The sequence below is a fragment of the Chitinispirillales bacterium genome (genome assembly GCA_031254455.1).
Taxonomy (GTDB): Bacteria; Fibrobacterota; Chitinivibrionia; order Chitinivibrionales; family Chitinivibrionaceae; genus WRFX01.
In genome coordinates, this window is the sequence record JAIRUI010000103.1 from 25,800 (window position 1) to 49,319 (window position 23,520).

At 38.9% G+C, this 23,520-nt stretch carries 17 protein-coding genes; 5 read left to right on the forward strand and 12 right to left on the reverse strand.

Annotated features, from left to right (window positions below):
* The first annotated feature begins 1 nt into the window (after position 1).
* Positions 2 to 754 (forward strand): tRNA pseudouridine(38-40) synthase TruA, encoded by a 753-nt coding sequence (truA, locus tag LBH98_08110; GenBank protein MDR0304710.1) that lies wholly within the window; start codon positions 2 to 4, stop codon positions 752 to 754.
* 15 nt (positions 755 to 769) lie between these two features.
* Here the strand turns inward: truA and LBH98_08115 are convergent, their stop codons facing one another.
* The 3 genes from LBH98_08115 to LBH98_08125 all read right to left on the reverse strand — a co-directional run bounded on the left by LBH98_08115 (position 770) and on the right by LBH98_08125 (position 7,340).
* A complete protein-coding gene (locus tag LBH98_08115) occupies positions 770 to 2,836 on the reverse strand; it encodes a transketolase (protein ID MDR0304711.1) in 2,067 nt (688 codons plus the stop codon).
* A gap of 161 nt (positions 2,837 to 2,997) precedes the next feature.
* On the reverse strand, positions 2,998 to 5,967 hold the full coding sequence (locus LBH98_08120; GenBank protein MDR0304712.1) for a chitobiase/beta-hexosaminidase C-terminal domain-containing protein: 2,970 nt from the start codon (positions 5,965 to 5,967) through the stop codon (positions 2,998 to 3,000).
* 23 nt (positions 5,968 to 5,990) lie between these two features.
* Positions 5,991 to 7,340, reverse strand: a complete 1,350-nt coding sequence (locus tag LBH98_08125) for a hypothetical protein (GenBank protein ID MDR0304713.1) — start codon at positions 7,338 to 7,340, stop codon at positions 5,991 to 5,993.
* Positions 7,341 to 7,650: 310 nt separating this feature from the next.
* Between LBH98_08125 and LBH98_08130 the strand changes: the two genes are divergently transcribed.
* Together LBH98_08130 and flhA are read left to right on the forward strand one after the other, a co-directional pair.
* Entirely contained in the window at positions 7,651 to 9,654 is a 2,004-nt protein-coding gene (locus LBH98_08130; GenBank protein MDR0304714.1) for an ATP-dependent helicase, read from the forward strand.
* Between the two features lie 53 nt (positions 9,655 to 9,707).
* Complete coding sequence (gene flhA / locus LBH98_08135; protein MDR0304715.1) at positions 9,708 to 11,840, forward strand: flagellar biosynthesis protein FlhA; 2,133 nt, start codon at positions 9,708 to 9,710, stop codon at positions 11,838 to 11,840.
* Positions 11,841 to 11,890: 50 nt separating this feature from the next.
* Here flhA and LBH98_08140 read toward each other — a convergent pair whose 3' ends face one another.
* Entirely contained in the window at positions 11,891 to 12,973 is a 1,083-nt protein-coding gene (locus LBH98_08140; GenBank protein ID MDR0304716.1) for a 3-isopropylmalate dehydrogenase, read from the reverse strand.
* 119 nt (positions 12,974 to 13,092) lie between these two features.
* Here LBH98_08140 and LBH98_08145 point away from each other — a divergent pair, with 119 nt between their 5' ends.
* Both LBH98_08145 and LBH98_08150 read left to right on the forward strand, forming a co-directional pair.
* Positions 13,093 to 13,602 carry a GIY-YIG nuclease family protein gene (locus LBH98_08145; GenBank protein ID MDR0304717.1) on the forward strand — a complete coding sequence of 170 codons (510 nt, stop codon included), beginning with the start codon at positions 13,093 to 13,095 and terminating at the stop codon, positions 13,600 to 13,602.
* Positions 13,603 to 13,686: 84 nt separating this feature from the next.
* Positions 13,687 to 14,481: a hypothetical protein gene (locus LBH98_08150; protein ID MDR0304718.1), complete on the forward strand. Its 795-nt coding sequence runs from the start codon at positions 13,687 to 13,689 to the stop codon at positions 14,479 to 14,481.
* 48 nt (positions 14,482 to 14,529) lie between these two features.
* On the opposite strand, the gene LBH98_08155 is transcribed toward LBH98_08150, so the two are convergent.
* Genes LBH98_08155 through dnaB form a run of 8 tightly spaced genes read right to left on the reverse strand, consistent with a single transcriptional unit; the run spans position 14,530 to position 23,462 of the window.
* Positions 14,530 to 15,159 (reverse strand): hypothetical protein, encoded by a 630-nt coding sequence (locus LBH98_08155; GenBank protein ID MDR0304719.1) that lies wholly within the window; start codon positions 15,157 to 15,159, stop codon positions 14,530 to 14,532.
* 26 nt (positions 15,160 to 15,185) lie between these two features.
* Complete coding sequence (locus tag LBH98_08160) at positions 15,186 to 16,493, reverse strand: homoserine dehydrogenase (GenBank protein ID MDR0304720.1); 1,308 nt, start codon at positions 16,491 to 16,493, stop codon at positions 15,186 to 15,188.
* Positions 16,494 to 16,549: 56 nt separating this feature from the next.
* Positions 16,550 to 17,620: an undecaprenyldiphospho-muramoylpentapeptide beta-N-acetylglucosaminyltransferase gene (murG, locus tag LBH98_08165; protein MDR0304721.1), complete on the reverse strand. Its 1,071-nt coding sequence runs from the start codon at positions 17,618 to 17,620 to the stop codon at positions 16,550 to 16,552.
* Positions 17,617 to 18,903, reverse strand: a complete 1,287-nt coding sequence (locus LBH98_08170; GenBank protein MDR0304722.1) for an FtsW/RodA/SpoVE family cell cycle protein — start codon at positions 18,901 to 18,903, stop codon at positions 17,617 to 17,619. The genes murG and LBH98_08170 overlap by 4 nt, the downstream gene beginning before the upstream one ends.
* Entirely contained in the window at positions 18,900 to 20,219 is a 1,320-nt protein-coding gene (gene murD / locus LBH98_08175; protein ID MDR0304723.1) for a UDP-N-acetylmuramoyl-L-alanine--D-glutamate ligase, read from the reverse strand. The genes LBH98_08170 and murD overlap by 4 nt, the downstream gene beginning before the upstream one ends.
* Before the next feature lie 11 nt (positions 20,220 to 20,230).
* Positions 20,231 to 21,130, reverse strand: a complete 900-nt coding sequence (locus LBH98_08180; GenBank protein ID MDR0304724.1) for an ATP-binding cassette domain-containing protein — start codon at positions 21,128 to 21,130, stop codon at positions 20,231 to 20,233.
* Between the two features lie 14 nt (positions 21,131 to 21,144).
* Positions 21,145 to 21,906: an ABC transporter permease gene (locus LBH98_08185; protein MDR0304725.1), complete on the reverse strand. Its 762-nt coding sequence runs from the start codon at positions 21,904 to 21,906 to the stop codon at positions 21,145 to 21,147.
* Positions 21,906 to 23,462: a replicative DNA helicase gene (gene dnaB, locus LBH98_08190; protein MDR0304726.1), complete on the reverse strand. Its 1,557-nt coding sequence runs from the start codon at positions 23,460 to 23,462 to the stop codon at positions 21,906 to 21,908. The genes LBH98_08185 and dnaB overlap by 1 nt, the downstream gene beginning before the upstream one ends.
* Positions 23,463 to 23,520: the final 58 nt, after the last annotated feature.

The following is a 23,520-nucleotide window of genomic DNA, read 5'->3' on the forward strand; positions in this document are numbered from 1 at the left end:
TATGCGCCTTTTTTCACGTGTGGAATATGACGGAACAAACTTTTCGGGATGGCAAATTCAGCCTAACAATATTTCAGTTCAGGGTGAATTAGAAAAAGCCGTTTTACAAATTGTCGGCAGACAAATTTCGATTACTGGATCTGGCAGAACGGACGCAGGCGTCCACGCGAGAAATCAAGGAATTCATTTTGATATTCCCGATGAAATTTGCGGGAAATTTTTGGATTTAAAAAAATTTTCCTATCAAATAAATTCTGTTTTGCCGCAAACAATAGCAGTTTTTGAAATGCAAAAAGTTAAAGATGATTTTCATGCGAGATTCAGTGCTGTCGAACGAACTTACCATTACTATATTTCACTAAAAAAAAATCCGCTTTCCGCAAATTCTGTCGTATTTTTCGGATATAAATTAGACTTGAGAAAAATTGAGCAAGAGTTACAAGGTATAATCGGAACACACTATTTTAAGGCGTTTTGCTCGTCAAATAATCAGTTAGACCGCTTTTTTTGCACGGTAAACTCAGCGGAATTGATAAACATAAGCAAAGATTTATTTTACATAAAAATATCCGCCAACAGATTCCTTTACAATATGGTCAGGACAATAGTCGGAACACTTATCGATATTTCTCGTGGAAAAATAAATTCTACATTACTTGAAATTATCGACAAAAACGACAGAAAACTTGCAGGAATTAACGCTCCAGCCAAAGGGTTGGTTTTAGAAAACGTGAGATATGAATGTCTGTATTAAAACTAATTTAAACCGTTATTTAATTGCCGAAAGCATTCTTTTGTATTCTTCAAGATAATCTTTCACTTTTTCCTTAACCGTAGAAATTGTGTATCCGAATTTTTCGTCAAGTACTTTTGCTGGGGCTGACGCACCGAATTTTTCGTGTCCTACAACTTTTCCAAACACCCCCGAAAGCGACAAAAGCGAGTCGGGAAGTCCGGCAGTAAGTCCGAAAATCGGCACTCCGAATTTTGGTAAAATTCTATTTTGATATTCCTCAGATTGCATTCTGAAAAGTCCTTCGCATACAGCAGAAACGACGCGAACAGACATATTTTCTTTTTCCAACTCCTTTGCTACGCCGTAAAGCAAACTGACTTCCGAACCGTTTGCAAGCAAAATAATATCCGGTTTCTCCGATTTTTCTTTAAGCACTATATAACAACCGTTTTTCGCACATTCGGCTTCCTTTCTACGGTCGCTGTTTTGAGCCGGTAAGTCATCCACGTTTTGCCGTGTCAAAATAAGCGCGGTCGGAGAATTTGTATTATTGTACGCAATTTCCCAAGCCGCTATTGTTTCGGGACAATCCGCAGGGCGTAAAACTAAAAGCGACGGCTCATTTTTGGAGTTTTTTACTCTTTCCAAAAGGCGTAGTTGAATTTCCTGCTCGACCGGCTGGTGTGTCGGTCCGTCCTCGCCGACTCTGAAAGAATCGTGCGTAAATACATATTTCACGGGAATTTCCTGTAACGCCGCAATGCGAATCGCAGGTTTCATATAATCCGAAAATACAAAAAACGTCGCGCAAACCGGCACAATTCCACCATGTAAACACAAGCCGTTCATAATGCTCGCCATCGTAAGTTCGGCGACACCGGCTTGCAAAAAACCGCCGGAAAAATCGTGATACGAAAATTCTTTGCTTTTTTCCAAAAATTTACCGGTTTGGTCGCTGTTTGACAAATCAGCCGATGAAACAACCATATTACCGATGTTTTGTGCAAAATATGATAAAACCGCTCCGCTTGCGTTACGTGTAGCAGAATTTACAGGTGAAGTCACTTTTGAGAAATCAACATTTTGAGGAATTTTTGAAAACATCTCGAATAATTTTTTTGCAAGTTCGACATTTTCTTTTTCCCATTTCCACTGAATTTCTTTTGCTTTTTTTGCGATTTTGCGCTTTTCTTCAAGAGTTTTTACGAAGAAATCTTTCACTTCCTCAAAAACCGTAAACGGCTCGTCGGGATTTCCACCCAAGTTTTTTATAGTTTTTGCAATATCGACCCCTGCGTTTGATAAAGGCTGTCCGTGCGTAGAAACCTGTCTTTCAAACGATTTTCCGTCAACCGTCAACGCGCCTTTCCCCATAATCGTTTTTCCGATAATTAATGTCGGTTTTTCTTTTTCTTCGACCGCTCTCTTGAGCGCGGCGCGAATTTCATCAACATTATTTCCGTCAACCGTTTCAACGCGCCAACCCCAAGATTTATACTTGGACGGAGTATCTTCACTTGTAGTTTTGTCGGTTGTGTGCGACAATTGAATATCGTTTGAGTCAAAAAACATTATCAAGTTTGAAAGTCCTAAAAGCCCGGAAATTCTTCCGACACCGAAAGCGATTTCTTCCTGCATTCCGCCGTCCGAAACAAAAACGTAGGTTTTATGAGAAGTCCATTCGCCGAATCTATGAGCGTAAAATCTTTCTGCGATTGCAGCGCCGACGCCCATAGCCGCGCCTAAGCCAAGCGGTCCTGACGTGTTTTCTATCCCGCGTGAAACATCTACTTCAGGATGCCCGTGCGTGGGGCTTTTCCACTGACGAAAATTCTGTATTTCCTGAATAGAATATTTGCCTATCAAATGTAAAATGGAATACAGCATAGGCGACATGTGCCCGGGATCAAGAAAAAATCTATCTCTAAAAATCCATTCCGGATCATCGGGATCAAAATTAAGAAATTCCGAATATAAAACCGATATGAAATCCGAACCGCCCATTGCGCCGCCGGGATGTCCGGATTTCGCTTTTTCAACCATAGAAAGTGATAAGATTCGCACGTTATCGGCGACTTTTTGCAGTATTTGTTTTGACATTCAACCTTCCAACTGAATAAATACAAAGAATATGCGGGGAAAATACTATATTTCATGCATGAAATATAGTGTAAAATATAAAAATATCTGCGAATTAACATAAAGAGGCGGAAATAAATTTATTTCCGCCTCTTTATGTTACGCATCTTTAATACGTTTACTTATTTCTTCGTACCTACGCCAATCGTATGATTACTGTTCTGCGTCGCACCATCAGGACCGGTAATTGAGAGAATCGTTAAATAAGAACCTACTCCTACATTTCTATCCGCACGATTTTTACCGTTCCATTTTACGTATATTTTTGTAGTACCGTTTTGGTCGATAATCTCTGCGGAGATATTGCCTTTCCCGCCGTTCAATCCGTCCAAACTCGCAACAACGTTTCCGGTTGCGTCCATAATTCTCCCTTTAATATCAATTTTGCTGCGGTTTTGCTGTTTTATATTAGTCAAGAAATCCGCAACGATAACGGGATTATTCGATTCTCCGGGAACTATCGGCGACACTTTCTTTATTATCAACTTATACGGTATATCTTTAACATTAAGAAGGACATAATTCGTAGTGTTTTCTTGCGTTACGTAATTATTTTTATCCTGAATCGTATATGGACGCGTACGCAAAGAATCGCCGTCAAAAGGACCGTCGCCGATTATCTCAACCACCTCAAACTTAACTATATTGCCGCCGTTGTAGCCGTCAACAACTTTGAGTTTCATAGCATACGAACCATTGGGAGTATAAAACTCAAATATTTCATCGTTACCTGAAATTATATTTGTCGCCTCACTGAATTTAACTATCAAAGTATCGGAATACCTTTCAATCTTCCCGGTTTGCTCATAAACACTTTCAACAATACTTCCCGGTGCATACGTAGCGGTAAGCGGAACAGGCGCTATAGAATCGCCTATCCAAACCGCACCCGTATCGCTGTATTCGGCGCCCGTGAGTTTTCCCAGCATTTTAGGATCCGGTTCAAATCCGGTCTCTCTGTTAGTATCCAGTTCGCTATAAGTCGAGAATATCCATTTGTCCGCGACAATAACAATCATATTTTTATTTATAACGTCAACCGCACATGTTCCGGTATTACCGTCAGGATAACGTATAATTCCGTTTTTCTCGACTACAATCGTGTCATAAACCGTTATTCCTGCAGAATTTGTATGTCCTTGATCCCACGGAGAAACTAATCTCACATTATCGGGAGCGTCGTTTACCGGAATTGTAGTATTAATGACGACTTTATTAATAACGCCCTTACCTTCCGTATCGTAGAACCATGCATCTTTTGCATCTGCGGTTAGACGATATTTATATTCTTCAACATCGGACGGTAAACGGTCGTCACTAAACGCCGCTATTTTAATAGTGGTATTCTTGTCTATGCGAATTTTCCCGTTATTGTCTATTTTATGTCCGTTATTCGGACTCGGAGTGGTTCCATCGATCGTATACCAAATTTCAAAATTCATATATTCACTTGGAATTATTCCCGGTACTGACGCCGTAACTTCAATAACGCCCGTAAATTTCATTTCTTTCGGCGATTTTTCCGACGGAGTTAATATGACGTTCGGCAAATGTTCCTGAATAAATTTCCAGAACTTATAACTCGGGTCGTAGTCGCCGTTATACACGTAAGCGCTGACATAAACAATATCTTTTTCATCCCATTTATTGGAAACAGTGTCTATTACTATATTTCCCCCGTCAATTCCGTAATTCAATAATTCCTCAACAGTATAAGGATAATCGTCTATACGATATTTAAGCAATTGTCCGTCGCTGGCGTCGTATTGTATTTGAACCGCCTGCTTTTGTCCGAATTTATTGACTTGCGGATTTTCATAAGCCGATTTTCCTTGCGGAAGAAGAAGAAGATTCAGCCATGCGCCCTTTAATTCCTGCACGAACGTCCATTCGTTCGAACCGGTTGAATAATCTTCCGACACGACGATCGCCTTAAGCGTAACGGAGGATTCTATTTCGACTCCTTTATTGCTGTCGTAAACTTTGGAACCGGTTGTAGGGTTTCCGCCGTTCAAAGTATAATAAATCGTGTAATTTCCGTTAACCGGATTTCCCGCTTCATCGGTTATTTTGAATTTAATATTCCCTCTTTCAGGAATTCCCAATTCCGAAGTACCGGTTCCGAATACTTTAGTGTCAAAAGGTATGACTCCTTCTTGCGTTAGAGCGTCTATAGAATAATTTGCAACCTCAATATTAAGTTTAGGTAGTTTACGAACATAAATCCATTCTTTGGGTGGAGACGACTCATAGCTGCTTTCGTCTGCAAACGCTTTAAGCCTGACTGTATCAGAATTCGCAAATAAATTTTTACCTAAAGTTACGCTTGCGCCCGGTTTACAAACCGTCGATAACGCAGTAGGAGCGGTTCCATCAATTGTGTAATAAATATCCGCGCTTGGGATCCGAATGTCTCCAAAAAATGCGTCAAGTGTTATATTAAGTTCTTTAGTTGTAAACGTATAAACCGCGTCATATCCATTTGACGGAGTGGCAGTAACTTTTAAAGTAGGAACCGGCTGTGCGACAATTAACCCCGTATGTGAGGATTTATCGCCGACTAAAGCGGTATTGTATATAATAATTTTGGGTTCAAGTATGAGCTGTTGAGTGATAATATTGTTTTTATCCCAATTATTCGTATTAGTCATTCCGGCGTTCACGTAACCTAGCCCGCCGCTGTACATTATGATAATATATGCATTATTCCATATTCCCAAATCTCCATCCCATTTCCCGTTGTTGCTTATATCAATATCCGCCATCTTAAACGTAAAAGTTTGGGTGTTGTTTGAAAAACCGTTAGATCCCTGAGTAGAAGTAAAATTAGTCACAGATTTGACTTGTACGCCTTCATTGCCCCCCCCCCAAACAGGATTTGTCGAGAGATAAGCGGTATAATAAAATAATTCTTTTTCCCATTGATTGGTTCCCGTAGCGCTGAACGAAACAGTCACGGTCACATCTGTTCCGGGTTTTGTTATTCTTCCCGGACTGACTGAAACTATTTGGGCGCTCATACTTTGCGCAGCCGATGCCGAAACCGCCAATATTCCAGTTAAAATCAAAAAAGATAATAAAAACTTTTTCATATTTTCCTCCTATTCATTCGCAATTAATCGCTACACGGCGGCGTAAATTTTACTTTATAGTCAAATTGAAGTGGCAACACACCCCTATTATTCGGCAGTACAAGATCTGTCCATATAAGCTCGGTTTTTCCACTAGGCAAATAAGTTACATACGGCTTAGGATCATATTTGTCATCACTTTTATCAATGTACTCCAAACATTTTGACAACGTATCTCTAACTACTATAGGCCCAACCTTGTAAATCGCATTATTTTTAAGCGTAATATAACAAGTTCCGGTTTCTCCGTCTTCTTTTTCAATAATGGACCCATCCTGACTGAACGATTTGTTTATTGAATACATAGCCGTTTGAGTCATTAAGGCGTAAATATTTTGAATCGTGGCGAAAGTAGCTCTGGAGATTACGCTTGAATTTCCTCCGCTGGATTGTGGTCCCCACGCAGTTATAGCCCAGCCCACGATTAAAATTCCATTGCCTATTATCGGATCCATCTCACCGGTTTTCCATGCTACGATTACGTCCGAATTTGCCGTTAGATTTTTCGCTAAAGGCTTTCCATGAACTATCTCACCGCTCGGATACCCCCCCGGCATAGCCCAATTCATAGGGTGTTTATCGTTTTCGTCTTTTAAATCGTTAAAATTACATTTGAAATCATAATTATCCGTGAAAGAAAAATTGCCGCCGTCAGGAGAAGATATTGGATTTTTAGTATTCGTATAATTCTTATCCAAAGTGAAATTCTTTATAACAAATTCGACACCGGCATTTCTGGTTGTAAATTCTCCACGAACCGTTTGCAGGTATAAGGCGCCGCCGGACTGCAAAAACACCCTAAAATAGGAAGCGTCGCTTGTCTTCTGATTTAGGTTAGTGGTAATAGAAGCTTCTGCGCCGCCGGCAAGTATGTTTCTAAACCTTAAATCATATACTTGAGACCAATAAGTGAGCGGATTACCTGCATCGTATAAAGAATCAAACAAAGGATCTTTCCCGTAGAAAGTTTTTTTTAAGTCGCTGTCCATTCCCTGCACCGTGACATTGAGGGTATCGACTAACGTCAACGGCGGATCTATTTTTGGTATCCCGTCTGTTTTGTCATAAACAAGGTTACCATTTTCGTGAGTAGAATAAGTGATGTGCCTCTCGTCACCAGAAAGAGCCGCTCTAAACGTCTGCATTGCCGGGTTGGAAAATTCTAAACCCATACCCGCGCCATTGTATATAATTAATGCAGCGCCGGGCTCTTTTGGCGCTTCTCCGCAAGACACAGCCCAAACATTAGCCGCAAAAGCGCAAAAGATAATAAGAGTAAGAGTAAGGCCCCCCCCCCCAGCAAATTCTAATTTATTTTGCAATTTTTGTAACATAATACTTCCTCCTTAAATATAGTAATTGCTTTTCAAAATTAATATCAATATATTCTCACTAAGAAATATATAGTAAATAAGCGCAGTTTTCATAATTTTTTGCGATATTTGTAAATTTTATAGAAATTTCAATTAATGGGAAATTCAAATCGATTAAGAAAGTTTGTCTGAACGAAATCTAATTACATTCTTTTCGTACAATTCTTGACATCATTTGTCGCTATAAATTATTTTCATTTTACAGGACTTACATAATAAAACACACAGTAAATTCAATAATATTGTTGTCATTTTAATACGGAAAATAGAAATGTCAAAAATTCATCTTGACGATAGACAAACGGAAGCGGTAAATCATACAAACGGAGCACTGCTTATTCTTGCAGGGGCAGGTTCTGGGAAAACGCGCGTTTTGACGGCAAGAACACAGCGTTTAATTTGCGAGAATATCGCAAAACCGGAAGAAATTCTTGCCTTGACTTTTACCAACAAAGCCGCAAAAGAAATGCGGAAACGAATCGCAAACGCCGTTGGAAGCGGACTTGCAAACAGGATGACCATAGGAACTTTTCACTCGCTGGGAGTAAAAATCCTGCGAAATTACGGGCAATATCTGAATTTACACACTAATTTTACGATTTTGTCGGAAAACGACCAGATTTCTACAGTGAAAACGGCGATCCGCGACTTGGGAAGTAAAAAAATTGCACAAATTCCGCCGCAAGATTTGTTAAATGAAATTTCTCTTACTAAAAATGCGGGAATTTTCCCTGAAGATCTGAAAAATAACGTCGAAAAAAGAGCGATAGGCAAAATATATGAGCAATATTGCAAAATTTTGAATAAACGCCAAAGTGTCGATTTTGACGATTTGCTTTTGCTGCCGTTAAAATTATTTCAGGAAAAACCGAAAATTCTTGAAGAATTTCGTGAAAAATACAAATTTGTGTCGGTTGACGAATTTCAGGACACTAATTCCGCACAGTTAAAATTTGTACGGCTCATTAGCAGTCCGCATAATAATTTAATGGTTGTAGGCGATGACGATCAAGGAATTTATTCATGGCGCGGCGCTCAAATTCAAAATATTCTTAATTTCCATTTATTCGCTAACGCAAAAACCGTTATTTTGAACAGAAATTACCGCTCGGCTCGGCAAATCGTAGAAGCGGCAAACGCCGTTATTTCAAAGAATACTCGCCGAAAAGCCAAAGATATCGTTTCGGTTTTGGACGCTGGCGAACCGATTTCGACATACAAAGGACACGACGAAGAAGACGAAATTAGGTTTATCGTCGATAAAATTTGCGATTTTGTCGATAAAAAAACATACGATTACAACGATTTTGCGCTGCTTTTGAGAACGAATTTACTTATGCGGGAATTTGAAGACGCGTTTCGCAAGAAAAAAATACCTTACATTATTCATGGCGGTATGAGTTTTTACGACAAGCGGGAAGTGAAAGACGTGTTTGCGTATCTTAATTTTTTTGCAAATAAATTTGACGAATTGAGTTTATCGCGAATTTTGGACGTGCCGAATAAAGGATTTACGGCATCTGCGATTTCTGCGGTCGATGAGCAGGCCGGACTCAAAAAAATTTCACTTTGGGACAGCTATGAACTATATGAAAACCTTGAAGGAGAAATAAGCGATTCGCAATACGCAATTTTGAAAAAATTTGTTCTGTTTATGCAAAAATATATACAAAAATTTGCGGGTGACGAATTTCCCAGCAAAGTTTTACGGGAATTACTTGAGGAATTGAAATATATTGAAATATTGAAAAAAATTGAAGAAGATGAAAAAAAATTAGAAAATAGAATTGAAAACGTAAACGAAATTTTGAATATGCTTGAGAAATATGAAAGCAGACATCCCAACGATATGAATTTGGGAGATTTTTTGCAAAATATTTCGCTTAATTCCGGTGAAAACAACTCGGATTTCAATGTAAAAGCGGTGGTTATGATGACTATGCACAAATCTAAAGGTTTGGAATTTCCGGTTGTTTTCATTCCGGTTTTAGACGATGTGATTATGCCAAGTAAAAAGTCGATAGAAGAAGGAAAAATCGAAGAAGAACGGCGGCTTTTTTACGTTTCGATGACGCGGGCGAAAAAACAGCTTTTTTTGTCATTCCCGAGATTTAAGCAAGTTCGAAAAAGAGCAATGGAAGTCAAACCCTGTCGTTTTTTGAATGATATCCCGCTTGAATGCCTCGACGGCAAAATCGGTGAAAAACAAGACGTTGAATACAAATTGATTATGGAAGAAATGTTTAGAAAAGCTCAAGCGGAATTGGAAAATTAAAAAAAATATTTTTATTGTGCAAATATTATTTTTAGCAAAACTATAGCGGAGAAATGATGAATATTGCAAACATAGGAGCGTCGCTTCAAAACAATAAATTGATGAATTCGTTTGCAAAGCAACGAGAATTACTTATCGTCGCGTCTGTCGTTTTCGTCATAATTCTTATGGTAATTCCGCTTCCTACCGCGTTTATGGACTTATTTTTAGCGGCAAACATAGCCCTTGCGTTGATGATACTTTTGATTTCTATGTATAATCGCCGCCCGCTTGATTTTTCGGTATTTCCCGCTCTTCTTCTTGCGGTGACAATGTTTCGACTTTCGCTTAACGTAGCTACGACGCGTCTGATTTTGTCACGGGGATACGCCGGTGAAGTCATAAACGTATTCGGAAATTTTGTGACCGGCGGAAATATGATCGTCGGTTTCATAATATTCGTAATCATAGTTTTAATAAATTTTTTGGTAATAACAAAAGGCGCAGGAAGAATCGCTGAAGTTGCGGCAAGATTCACTTTGGACGCCATGCCCGGTAAACAAATGGCGATCGACGCTGATTTGAACGCCGGACTTATTACCGAGGACATCGCAAAACAGCGCCGAACTGACGTTTCCAGAGAAGCGGATTTTTACGGTGCGATGGACGGTGCGTCAAAATTCGTAAAAGGCGACGCCATAGCAGGAATTTTAATAACAATCATAGACATTATAGGCGGTTTCATTATTGGAATGACACAGATGGGGCTTACGTTTGAAGCATCGCTCGTAAAATTTACTACGCTCACAATCGGCGACGGTTTGGTTTCGCAGATGCCCGCCCTTATGATTTCAGTCGGAACCGGTATTTTGGTAAGCCGCGCCGGAAGCGAAGACAGTTTAGGCGGCGAAATCGCTTCGCAGTTATTTTCAAATTTTAGAGCGCTGTTCGTAGCGGGCGCAACAATGTTTTTCCTCGGATTTATTCCAGGGCTTCCCACTCATTTATTTGTTTTTATCGCTTTGTTTTTGGGCGGAATAGGGTTTATGGTCTGGCATTCCAACAAAGTAAGGGAACAAGAAGAACAGATTGTCGCCAAAGCCGGAACGATGAAAAAAAATCTTGCGGCGGACGCCGAAGAAAAAGTCGAGGATTATTTAATAGTAGATCCGCTTGAAATTGAAATTGGCTACGCGCTTATTATGCTTGTGGATGTTTCGCAGGGCGGCGATTTGCTTGACAGAATAAAACAAATCCGTAATCAATTGGCGTCGCAACTTGGAATTGTTATTCCTCCCGTGAGAATTCGTGACAACATGCAGCTTGAACCTAATCAATATGTAATTAAAATCAGAACAGTTAAAGTAGCGTCCGGAGAATTGATGAGCGGAAGTTATTTGGCTATGAATCCTACCGGAAATTTAGAAGCGATAAGAGGAATACAAACGATTGAGCCGGCGTTTGGGCTGCCTGCGGTATGGATTACCGAAAGCCAAAAAGATTTTGCCGAAATGTCGGGATATACTGTTGTGGAACTTCCTGCGGTTTTGGCGACGCATTTAACCGAAGTGATTAAAAACAACGCCGAAGATTTGCTGACTCGTCAGGATACGCAAGAACTCATCAACAATATTAAAGACAGTCATAAAGCGGTTGTAGATGAAGTTATTCCATCTATTTTATCGCTTGGAGAAGTACATAAGGTTCTGCAAAATCTTGTTCATGAACAAGTCTCAATTCGTGACTTGCCGCGAATTTTGGAAATTTTAGGAGAAGTCGGGCGTCAAAACAAAAACATTGACGTGCTTACGGAATACACCAGAAACGGACTTTCCGCACAAATTTGTGAAAGAATAAAAAATGCCGACAACACAATTCGTGTAATAACGCTTGACCCTAATTTGGAAGCGAAATTGGAAGGCTCTCTTACCGAATACGACGGGACTGTAAAACTTAATTTGTCTCCAAGCGACGCCGGTGCGATAATTGATACAGTTAAAAAGACGGCGCAAGACGTGAAACAAATTGGCGAAATGCCTATTATGGTTACTTCCCCGGTAATCAGATTGCAAATGAAACGCCTAACCGAAAGCGATATACCCGGCATGACAGTACTTTCTTACAATGAAATCGTGAGTGGAATCGAACTGCAATCAATCGGCATGGTAAGTTTGGATAAAGATAATGACGATGAAACGACACAATAGCGTAAAAGAATAAAAAAGCCGCATTTCTACGGCTCTTTTTTTATCAAACCTTACAGAGAATTTGCAATCAAGTCGCCAAGTTCTTTCGTCCCCATTCCCATTTTCCCAGCCGCAAGCGATTTAACTTTTCCCGAAGCAAGCACGTCAGAAACCGCTTTTTCGATATTTTCGGCAAGCGCCGTCTCACCTACAGTGTCCATCATAAGCCCTGCGGCGCAAATCGCCGCAAGAGGATTTATCACGTTTTTACCCGTATATTTCGGAGCGGAACCTCCCATCGGTTCAAACATTGAAACCCCCTGCGGATTTATATTCCCGCCAGCCGCAATTCCAAGTCCGCCTTGAATCATAGCGCCCAAATCCGTAATAATGTCGCCGAACAAATTTTCGGTCACGCAAACATCGAACCATTCCGGATTCTTCACAAACCACATATTAGCCGCATCAATGTGATTATAATCACGCTTGATGTCTGTAAACTGCGCATCACCCATCTCGTTGAAAGCGCGCCACCATAAATCGCCCGTGTAGGTAAGTACATTTCTTTTGTGGATAAGAGTAAGCGGTTTTTCGGCGTATTTCATATTTTTCTTATTACGGCGGCGCTTATATTCAAACGCATATTTCAGGCATCTGTCAACCGTTCTGCGATCGTAAAGCATAAGTTGAGTCGCTGTTTCTTCGGAAGTGTTTTCGCGCACAACTCCACCCATTCCGGTATAAATTCCACCAGTGTTTTCGCGAACAACGACAAAGTCGATATCGTTTGGACCTTTGTCGCGAAGCGGCGTCTCAACACCGTCGTAAAGTTTCACGGGACGCAGATTAATGTATTGGTCGAGAGAAAATCTGGCTTTGAGTAAAATTCCCAGTTCCAAAATACCAGGTTTTACGTCAGGATGTCCGATCGCCCCCAGAAAAATCGCATCAAATTTTTTAAATTCCTCAATTGCGCTGTCGGGCAGTGTTTCACCGGTTCTCATATAGCGTTCGCCGCCGAAATCAAACGATTGATAATTGATTTTTACTCCGTGTTTGGCACATGCCGCATCAAGCACTTTTTTCGCTTCAGTTGCGACTTCAGGACCTGTTCCGTCACCGGGAAGCAACGCAATATTGTATGACTTTGCCATAAAAATAACCTTTCATTTTGTTAATTATTTAATTTTCATCGCAAAAATAATTTATTCTCGACTGTGATAATCAATTTAATGGTATTTTTATTATTGAAACGTTTATTTTTCGGAGAATTATGGTGGAAAATGAAAATAAAACGCTAATAGACAAAATAAAAGATGAAATTCTGCTTAACGGTGGACAAACGACAAACGAAATAGCGGGTAAATTTTTGGGCGTAAAAAACGCGTCGCCGTTAAATCAAAAAATTGTTGAAAAAATTTTTAAGAATTATCAAGAATTTTATTTCGACGATGAAAAGTGGTGCATAAAAGAATTTTCGGCAAATTGGGAAAAGGCGGAATTTAGCGCTGAAAACTTTGGAAAAGAACCGCAAACTTTCGGCGTTTTCGGATTTTACGATGAAAATAAAAAGATAATTTTTGTGGGAAACGCAACAAACGTACGGGAAAAATTGCTCTCTTTTTGCGAGTACGGCGATAACATTTGCGAAGACATTAAAAAACTCCGCAAATCGGCGGTTTCTTATATTGTTTCTACCTGCACCGACGAGAAAACAGCACTTGAAATCGAACGAAAACTTATCGCAAAACACAAGCCGATTTTAAACGAAAAATCTTTGTGAAAATTTATAAGAACAAACCCGTATTTGCCGCAAATTATGGTATATTATGGACATTATTTAATTAATCATTATACGGACGATATTTTGAAAAATTACGATAACGATAAACGAAATTGTTTTACATCCGATACAAGGGTTATGACAAGAAACGGTTATAAATCTATAGGAAATTTAAGAGTAGGTGAAGAAATCGCTTCTTTACAAGACAATAAAATTGTTTTCAAAAACGTATTGAAAGTTTTGAAAAACGGTAAAAAAGACGTGTATGAATTTCTTAGAACGGACGGAATGATATACACATGTACACCCGATCACAAATTTCTTACTACGGAAGGTATGAAAGACGCTTTAGAAATTCAATCGCTAAGATTAGAACTTTACAGTATTCCATTAAGGGATTCATCGTTTAACATGTCAACGTACAGAGAGACAAAACGTTTAAGAATTGTAGCGTTATCCAATAATTACAGTATATTAAATCCAGAAAACGCCAAGTCGTTTTTAGCCGGTTTGATTTCAACAGCGTTACGTTCAAATTATGTCAGTAAAGAAGACAAAGTCTATTTTGAATTTTATAAGAAAGAAGATGCGGAATATGCTTATTTTGCGGCATCATTGGCTGGTATTTCGTGCCGAATTTACCGTTTTCAATATATATACGTGATTTCAGTGACTCAAAAAGAATTGAATAAAATTATTGATATACAAGCAATTTACAACTCTGGACAGGAAATACTGATAAGAGAGCATAAAGGAAAAGGTTATACGTTCGAATGCGAACTTACAAAAGTCGGTTTGAAAGAAGTTTACGACATAGAAGTCAAAGACACTCATAATTACATTATAGAAGGATGTCAAGTAGTACATAATTGCAATTAAATATCAGGGGAATTATACGTACGCAAACGCACGTATAATTCCCATTTTTTACTTTTTGTTTTTTGTGTTAGCGGCAGGTTTTGTAACCGGTTTTGCCGCAGGTTTTATCTGCTTCTTCAGTTTATTATTTTCATTTGTCAACCTTCTATTTTGACCTTGCAATTTTTCAATAGTTTTATCCAATGCTTCAATTTTTCCATTACTTTCCGCCAATTGTGTTTCTATCGCTTCTTTAGCTATTATCGCTTCTTCCGTTTTCTTGTTAGCCGCCGATAAAGAAGTCGAGTAAACGATTATGAAAACAATCAAAATCAGCAAAAACGGAAGAATACAAATAGCCTTAACTTTTAACCAAAATCTTATACCGTTGCTGTCTTTAAGCCATTTTTCCAATTTATCAATCACATTTACGGAACGAACTTTACAATCGTCATCTAAATTTAACGAAGACATTTCTATTTTTTCTTCACGTTTAACAGATTCCGGCTTAGGTTTAGCCGACAAATCAACCGTTTCTGCTTTTTCTTCACGTTTAACAGATTCCGGCTTAGGTTCTTTTGCCGCTTCTGAGCCGCTTTCTTTTGTCTTTGTTACTTCATTTTTTTTCTGGGCTGCAGTCGGCTTGTTACCTGCCGCCGTTGAAATACCAACATCAAATTCAAGTTCGTCATTACTCATCTTGACACCTCCAAATTTTTAAAACTTTACTTTTCTTCTATTCTAATATACTGCGTTGCCGCCTTAATAAACGAATTTTTTTCAATTTCCCTCACGGAATTTATAACATCCGCCTCGTTCGCCTCGTCAGTGGTAAAAATTATCGGAACAAAGTCATCGTCATGACTTTCACTTTGGTCAACCGAAGCGATAGAAATATTGTTTTTCCCGAACGTTGTCGCAATGACGCCGATTACGCCGGGCTGATCTTTAACCGTAAAACGAAGATAAAACCTGCTGGCTATTTCGGCAGCGGTTTTCAATACAATTTCGTTTTCACGAGAATAAAGCCGCATTGGAATTCTTTTAGTATCTCCAGACACTATGTTTCGCGCAACATCGACGACGTCGCTTATTACAGCGCTTGCCGTAGGAAGTTCTCCCGCGCCTTTTCCATAAAGCATAATATCGCCGACAGCGTCTCCCGTAAATAACGCCGCGTTAAATACGTCGCGAACGTTTGCCAAAATGTGATTTTGCGGCAGCATAACAGGATTTACACGCACGATAATTGATTTATCTTTCGCGTTTTTCTTGGCGATTCCCAAAAGTTTTATCGTGTAACCCAAATCTTTTGCAAATTTAATATCGTCTGAAGTAATATTTCGGATACCGTCGATTTGCATCTTATTAACATCTACAAATCCGTCAAACAAAAGCGACGCCATAATAGCTATTTTATGTCCGGTATCGCCGCCGTCGATATCAAGCGTAGGGTCAGCTTCTGCGTATCCTAATTTTTGCGCGTTTTTCAACGTTTCGGAAAAATCGCTCCCCTCTTCCGTCATTTTTGTGAGAATATAATTGCAAGTTCCGTTAATAATTCCGTAAAACGACACCGTATTATTGCCTATAAGCGACTCGCGCGCGGTTTTGATTGTAGGCATTCCGCCGCCTACAGCCGCCTCAAAATAAACAGATACGTTTTTTTTATCCGCCGCCGAAAATATTTCAGGACCACATTCCGCAATAAGTTTTTTGTTTGCCGTAATAACGTGTTTTCCGTTTTCGATGGCTGTTAAAACTATTTCTTTTGCGACAGTCGTTCCGCCGATAAGCTCTATAACAATATCTATTTCGGGGTCGGACGCTACTTCAAGCCCGTCGCCGACTATTTCGGCGGTACCGACAGGAAAATTTTTCAACCGTGACGGCTCAAGAGTCGCAATTTTTTTTAGTTCAAGCGGAAGTTGCAGTTTATTTCTAAAAAACGACATCTCCTGAGCCAAAATTTTAATCACTCCGCCGCCAACCGTCCCGGCTCCTGCGAGACCAATTCTTATACTGTTTTTCATAACAAATCACCTTTTTACTTTTTTGAAATATAATAAATGCCGAAAATAAAAAATTATTATTCTACATTCAACACGGTTTCAGCAATAATTTCAGCGGCATTTATCATATTTTTTGAAGCATTATTTTTCATTTTTATGTGAATTTCACCGTCTTTTTCGTAACTTTTCACAAAATCAATAATTTTTTCAGAAGTTTTTTCATTTTGCTCCAAGCAAAGCGCCCATCCGGAATTTTGTGCGAATTGCGCATTGTGCCATTGATGGTTTTCTGCCGACCAGGGTAACGGAATTAAAATTGACGGCAAGGCGAATAATTGCGCTTCGCTTATTGTAGATGCGCCCGCCCGCCCAATAAGAAGATACGCTATCGAATAATACGGATACAAATCTTGAATCGAAGCGAATACCGCTACATTTTTGTCGCCGGAAAATAACTTCTTAATTTCGTCTTCTCCTGCAGTTCCGGTTTGCCATATTACCTGAAAATCATTTTGCGAGAACCATTTTACCGCTTTAACCAACAATTTATTCATCGACATCGCCCCTTGGCTTCCACCGCAAATTAAAATTGTTCGCTTATTTTTATTAACGGAAACATGAAAGGTAAAATTATTATAATTTTGTCTTTTTCTTGTCGGTGTTCCAGTAATTTGCATTAAGTTTTTGTCCGCATTAAAATTTTTTATCAACGGCATACCCAAAAATATTTTGTTTGCTTTTTTAGCAAAAAAAGTATTAACCGCACCGGCAACAGTGTTTTGTTCTTGAATAAAATAAGGAATCTTATTCGATTTCGCCGCAAATAAAACCGCCGCACATACATATCCCCCAAAAGCTACAACAGCGTCCGGTCTATTTTTTTTTAAATACTTGTTCATAAATATTACAGATTTCAAAAGTTTTATAACCGCTCTAATCAACTGTAATGAAACTTTCCGTTGAATTCCTTCAACTTCAAGCGAAAACATTTCTATATCAAAACGTTCGGCTATTTCTTTTTCGTTTGCACGGTCGGTTGTAATCCACAGCAATCGACAATTGGGATTTCTCACTTTTATCTCTTGCGCGACCGCCATAGCCGGAAAAATATGCCCGCCAGTGCCGCCGGCGACCAAAAAAATTTTCAAACCTTAATCCTTCCGTATTTTGAAGAAGAAATATTAAGTAAAATCCCTAAAGCGACAGCGTCGGCTATTACCGCCGTTCCACCGTAACTAACAAACGGAAGAGATGCGCCCGTACTTACAAATCCGAGATTTACGAAAAGATGAAACAAGAAAGAAAATGCATAATTTATCGTAAACCCAAACGCCGTTAATTTTGAAAAGCCATCATCAGCTTCAATCGCCGTTTTAAATCCCGCTAATATAAAACTTATATAAACCAACAAGAAAATTAATGCGCCGACAAATCCTGTTTCCTCTGCAATAATCGCAAAAATATAATCGTTTTCAATTTCAGGAAGACGATTATATTTCGCCTCACCGTTCCCTATACCTAACCCGAAAACTCCCCCGCTCCCTATTGCCAATAAGGCTTGGCGGCTTTGATAATTATCTCCGCGCTTTATTATTCTTTCTCGGAAATTAGAATTTATTCCCCAAACTGCAACAAATAAAAGTATTGTACCGAGTAAAAGCAAAGGAAGCGCTTTAGTCAACTTTTTTGTACTTTTCAGTGCAAACATTGCGATTAGTACCAAAAGGATTGAAACCGCAACAGAATTACTTGGCTGCGCAACAATCAAAATAATCGTAAGAAGCGAAAATATTATAATATCTTTATTTTTTGATACAACGCCTGCAAATGGTGAAACAACGCCTACAGATTCCGTTTTTATTCTGCGTAACTTGTCAACAGTTCTTTCTCGTCCGGCGGATTGTGATAATTTTAATGCCGTAAAAAGAATCAAAATGATTTTTATAAAGACCGAAGGCTGAAAATTTACAGGACCTAAAATTATCCATCTGTATGCACCGTTAATTCTCCATATACCAAAATTTTGTCCGGCGATTTTTACCTTAAGCGGTATTTCTTTGCCGACCGCTTTTTGTGTACCGTTTTTTAAAGTAACATACGTCGGACGAAATTTTTCGGTAATTTTATAGTACGCTCCGCAAAATGCAAGAGGGATAAGTAAAACCAGAAAAAAAATAAGCGCCGCTTTCAAAAAATTTTCGGAAGCGGTTTTGCGATGATCAAGTATTGTAAAAAATACCGCGGGAATTACGGCTAATAATGAAAAAATTATCTGTTTTATACCTTTACTTGAAAATGAAATATTTGAATTGTCCGCAGAAAAAACAAAAACTATGCCGACGACGATAAGTACAATAGCGCATGACAGCATAATTTTATTACACTTGTTAAACCCGTCCGCATTAAAAAAAGCGCTTTGTTCCGTTTTCATGCCGTCCCCGCGTTTTTCACTATTTTTTTAAACTGTTCGCCTCTATCTTCAAAATTCTTAAATTGATCAAACGAAGCGCACGCCGGAGACAAAACAACTACATCGCCGAATTTTGCGGTTTCCAGTACGGATTTTACAGCATTTTGCAATGTATGACATTGAATAACGATTTCTCCCCAACAATCGCCGATTCTTTTTGCCGCTTCGCCGATTGCATACACATTTTTACAGTATTCTTTTATCGTACCTCCGTAATCGCCGAACGGAACGCCTTTATCTTTTCCACCGACAATCAAATGAACGGATTTCTCGTTAAATCCTCTAACAGCGGCAAGCATAGATTCACCAGTCGTGGATTTACTGTCGTTGTAAAATTTTACGCCGTTAACATCGCCGCAAAACTCCATTCTATGCTCAAGTCCGCAAAAACCATTCACCGCATTTTGAATAATTTTTTTGTCAATTCCGAAAAATTCCGCAGTAATTACGGCCGCCGCCGCGTTCAATTTATTGTGATTTCCGACAAGTTTCATGTTTTCAAAATCAATACCTGTCAAATTTAAATCTTGTGTGAATTTTACGACCGAGTTTTGCGATAAATTCGCGACTTCTTTGCTATATTTTTCAACATTTTCATCGTCGCCGTTAATAATAATCAGTCCGTTTTTCATATTTTCAAAAATTCGCATTTTCATTGAATAATATTCTTCAAGCGACGAATGCCTGTCCAAGTGATTGGGATATAAATTCAAAAGAATTGCCGCATCCGGTTTAAATTTTTTTATAGTTTCCAATTGAAAGCTGCTGACTTCACAAATCGCCACGCCATCTTTCGGAAGTTTTACGGCGAATTCCGCCGCAGAAATTCCTATGTTCCCGCACAAATAATGCGGAATATTTGTTCTATCGAAAATTGCATTTATCAGAGCGGTTGTAGTGCTTTTTCCGGTACTTCCAGTGATTGCGATCCATCTGCATTTGCTATATTGATACGCGAATTCCAATTCTCCTACAACTTCCACATTATGTTTTTGCGCTTCGAAAAATATCGGAGAAAATTTTGGCACTGAAGGTGAAACAACTATTAAATCCGCATTATAAATTTCATCGCCGTTTTTTTCGGCTTCAAAATCAATTTTGCCAAAAATTCCTGCTGTTTTCAATTCTTCTTCCAACTTTTCTTTTGGACAGGTATCCGATAAAAACACTTTATATCCCATAAACAGAGCCGATTTTGCCGCTCCGATTCCGCTTATACCGGCGCCTATTATGCTTATTTTCCTTTTCACTTTAACTTTCCTGGTTATAATCCTCATCGCTTCTAATTTTATGTTTTGGGAATGAATTGCATCTTGGAAACAACATTTAACTCTTTTACACTTCCGAATTTTTTATCTTTTCTCGCATTTAGCAACTCGTTCATATCAATACTTTTCTCGCTTTCATTGTCTTTGTCTAAAGCATAATATATCTTTCTGTTCCCTCTTATAAATTTCTGAACGTAGTTATCGCGGCTAGAGCGAATTTCCGCCGGAGTGCCTTCAAAAATCACATTCCCTTCATAAATCATCACAATCTTGTCGGCAATTTGATATGCAGAAGAAATATCGTGAGTTATTATAATAGAAGTCATATTTAAACGGTTACGTAAATCCAAAATCAAATTGTTAATCATATCGGTCATAATAGGATCAAGCGCTGAAGTCGGCTCGTCATAAATCATGATTTCCGGTTCCATAACCACCGCTCTTGCAAGCCCTACCCTACTGCGCATACCGCCCGACAAATCTGCAGGCATAAGATGTTCAACACGATCAAGCCCTACCATAGCAATACTTTTTAGAACTTTTTTATGAATTTCTTCTTGAGAAAAATCAGTTCTTTCTCTAAGCGCAAACGCAATATTCTCTTCAATTGTCATAGAGTCAAATAACGCCGCTCCTTGAAACAAAAAACCGAATTTATGACGAACATCGTCATATTTTGAAATAGGTGTTTGAGGTGACGTGATAACATCACCTTTGAATAAAATACTTCCTCCGTCAGGTCTCATAAGCCCCATGATATTTTTCATCAAAACGCTTTTCCCGTGTCCTGATTGACCTATAACGCATACTATCTGCCCTGCACAAATTTTGAAATTTACATTTTTCAACACCCTATTCGATCCGAAATTTTTTACCAAATGCTTTATTTCCAAAATAGGCGTATCCTCTACTTGTGTCATCTTTACTCCTTTTATTAAAGAAAAATTAACGCCATGATAAAATCAAACACTAAAATTAAAATTGCCGAAAGCATAACGGAAAGCGTAGTCGCAGCCCCTATACCCTCAGCTCCCTTCACACATTCAAGCCCAAAATATGAACCGGAAATCGCTATTATAACCCCGAAAACCGACGTTTTAAAAATACCTATAAGCATGTCGGGCGCATAAAAAAACAGTCGAAGTCCTTCAAGATAAGTAAACATTGTAATATCAATAAAAGCATACGCTATAAAAACGGAAGCTAAATATCCTACAAGTTCGGAGAATATAACCAAAACCGGCATCATAACGGCAGCCGCGGCAACTTTCGGAAGAATAACGTATCGTATATGGTCAAGCGACAAACAATACATAGCGTCTAATTGTTCCGTAGTTTTCATACTCCCTATTTCGGCGGCAATCGCCGTAGAAATTCTGCTTGAAACTACAAAACAGGTAATCACCGGCGCAAGTTCGGTAATAAGCGCCTTGCTGACCGCATATCCCAAATACCTCATTGGAGCGAGTCCGCGCATTTGAAAATTCGCTTGCATAATTGTTTCAGCGCCTATGAACGCTCCAGTTATCAAAACGAGAGGGATTGAACCTATTCCTATAATTTGTATCTGTCGAATAGTTAAATCGGGATTTTTAAAAATAAGAGGAAAGCGATAAATAACACTTCCCGTAAGCTTTACTATTTGGCTTAACGAATACAAAAACTTATATATAATATTCACAACGCTCTTTACCATCAAAAAACATCTTCTCTTTCTTGGGAAAAATCATCCTTAGTTATAAAATTGTCAAATTTGGCGCATTCTGGAATATAACCCAAATTTATAGTTCCGGTAGGACCGTTTCTTTGTTTGGCAATAATTATTTCCGCTTTATTTTTAATACTTTTGTATTTTTTACGCTGATCATCATTCATATCCTTTTCGTTAACTTTATCAAAATAGTAACTCGGACGGTGAATAAACAAAACCATGTCAGCGTCTTGTTCAATAGCCCCGGATTCTCTCAAATCCGACAAATTCGGTTTTGAACCGAAATCATCCCCGCCGTCACCGCTTTTCCAGATAGACTTATGTTTTTCAACATCACGATTTACCTGCGCCAAAGCAACAATCGGAACACTTAATTCTTTCGCCAAATATTTCAAAGAACGTGAAATTAACGCGACCTCTTGCTCTCGATTATAATTTCTGCTGTCTTTGGGAAGCATTAACTGCAAATAGTCTATCATAACACATCCGAGTCCGCCGTATTCTTTGGCAATTCTTCGACATTTGCTATTTACGTCGGAAACTCCGACAGCGGAATCGTTAATGAATATCTCTAAATTACTTATTCTGCCGCCCGCTTCAAAAACACGGTTATATTCTCCCCCGCTGATTCCGCCGCGTATATTTTTTAGATTTATGCCCGATTCTATAGACAAAAATCTATGAACCACTTGTTCTGACGGCATTTCAAGAGAAAAAATCACTATGGGTTTAACATTTTTGATTTCTTTCTTTTCAAATTTTTCCATTTCGGCTTTTGCCATATTGAGCGCCATTGAAATTCCAAAAGCGGTTTTTCCCATTCCAGGTCTTCCTCCGGCTACAATAAAATCGCCTTCATGAAATCCGGTCGTTGTTTTGTCAAGTTCTTCAAAACCAGTTCTTACGCCGGTTACCCCATCCGAACTCGTATTTACCTTAAAATTATCATAAACTTTTTTCATGATTTTTTTCAAAAGGATAGGAGCGTTTTTCTCGCTTTCGCCTTTTGCTATATCAAAAATTTTCTGCTCTGCATCTAAAAGCGTTTTTTTTGCATCTGCGCCGATTTCATAACAAGCGTCGGATATTTGCGTAACAGTACGAATAAGCGTACGCAAAATCCATTTATCTTTAACCGCGTCGGAATACTCAAAAACGTTACTTACCGTCGCTGCCGTCGTAAGAAGTTCCGACAAATACGCTTCTCCGCCGGAATGCTCATATTTTCCCATTTCTTTCAATTGCTCGACAAGCAATCCGTGATCCAACGCTTTATGATTTTCCTGAAGTTTTTTTAACGCTTCAAAAATTATTTTGTTACGTTCATCATAAAAATATTCCTCTTTTATATCTTCCATCACGTCATTATGAACTTCTTCGTCTTGCAAAGCGGAAGCCAATATACATTTTTCCAATTCTATTGACTGTGGCAACATTCTGACATCGTTCAATACGCTACCCTGTCTGATTTCAGTAACGGCGGCGCGTTGTAAAACGCGTACTAAATCGTTCAGTATGCCATTATGCTTATTTTCAGCCATTTCTTATCTCCTTAAGCAGCCGTTCAAATTTCTGTAAATCATCCCAAGCCGGTTTTTT

Bases quoted from the DNA above. Each gene is read 5' to 3' on its own strand.
- LBH98_08125 (MDR0304713.1), bottom strand. From the start codon at position 7,340: ATGTTACAAAAATTGCAAAATAAATTAGAATTTGCTGGGGGGGGGGGC.
- LBH98_08170 (MDR0304722.1), bottom strand. From the start codon at position 18,903: ATGAAAACGGAACAAAGCGCTTTTTTTAATGCGGACGGGTTTAACAAG.
- LBH98_08115 (MDR0304711.1), bottom strand. From the start codon at position 2,836: ATGTCAAAACAAATACTGCAAAAAGTCGCCGATAACGTGCGAATCTTA.
- LBH98_08180 (MDR0304724.1), bottom strand. From the start codon at position 21,130: ATGACACAAGTAGAGGATACGCCTATTTTGGAAATAAAGCATTTGGTA.
- flhA (MDR0304715.1), top strand. From the start codon at position 9,708: ATGATGAATATTGCAAACATAGGAGCGTCGCTTCAAAACAATAAATTG.
- dnaB (MDR0304726.1), bottom strand. From the start codon at position 23,462: ATGGCTGAAAATAAGCATAATGGCATACTGAACGATTTAGTACGCGTT.
- LBH98_08145 (MDR0304717.1), top strand. From the start codon at position 13,093: ATGGTGGAAAATGAAAATAAAACGCTAATAGACAAAATAAAAGATGAA.
- LBH98_08185 (MDR0304725.1), bottom strand. From the start codon at position 21,906: ATGGTAAAGAGCGTTGTGAATATTATATATAAGTTTTTGTATTCGTTA.
- truA (MDR0304710.1), top strand. From the start codon at position 2: ATGCGCCTTTTTTCACGTGTGGAATATGACGGAACAAACTTTTCGGGA.
- LBH98_08160 (MDR0304720.1), bottom strand. From the start codon at position 16,493: ATGAAAAACAGTATAAGAATTGGTCTCGCAGGAGCCGGGACGGTTGGC.
- LBH98_08155 (MDR0304719.1), bottom strand. From the start codon at position 15,159: ATGAGTAATGACGAACTTGAATTTGATGTTGGTATTTCAACGGCGGCA.
- LBH98_08140 (MDR0304716.1), bottom strand. From the start codon at position 12,973: ATGGCAAAGTCATACAATATTGCGTTGCTTCCCGGTGACGGAACAGGT.
- LBH98_08120 (MDR0304712.1), bottom strand. From the start codon at position 5,967: ATGAAAAAGTTTTTATTATCTTTTTTGATTTTAACTGGAATATTGGCG.
- murD (MDR0304723.1), bottom strand. From the start codon at position 20,219: ATGAGGATTATAACCAGGAAAGTTAAAGTGAAAAGGAAAATAAGCATA.
- LBH98_08130 (MDR0304714.1), top strand. From the start codon at position 7,651: ATGTCAAAAATTCATCTTGACGATAGACAAACGGAAGCGGTAAATCAT.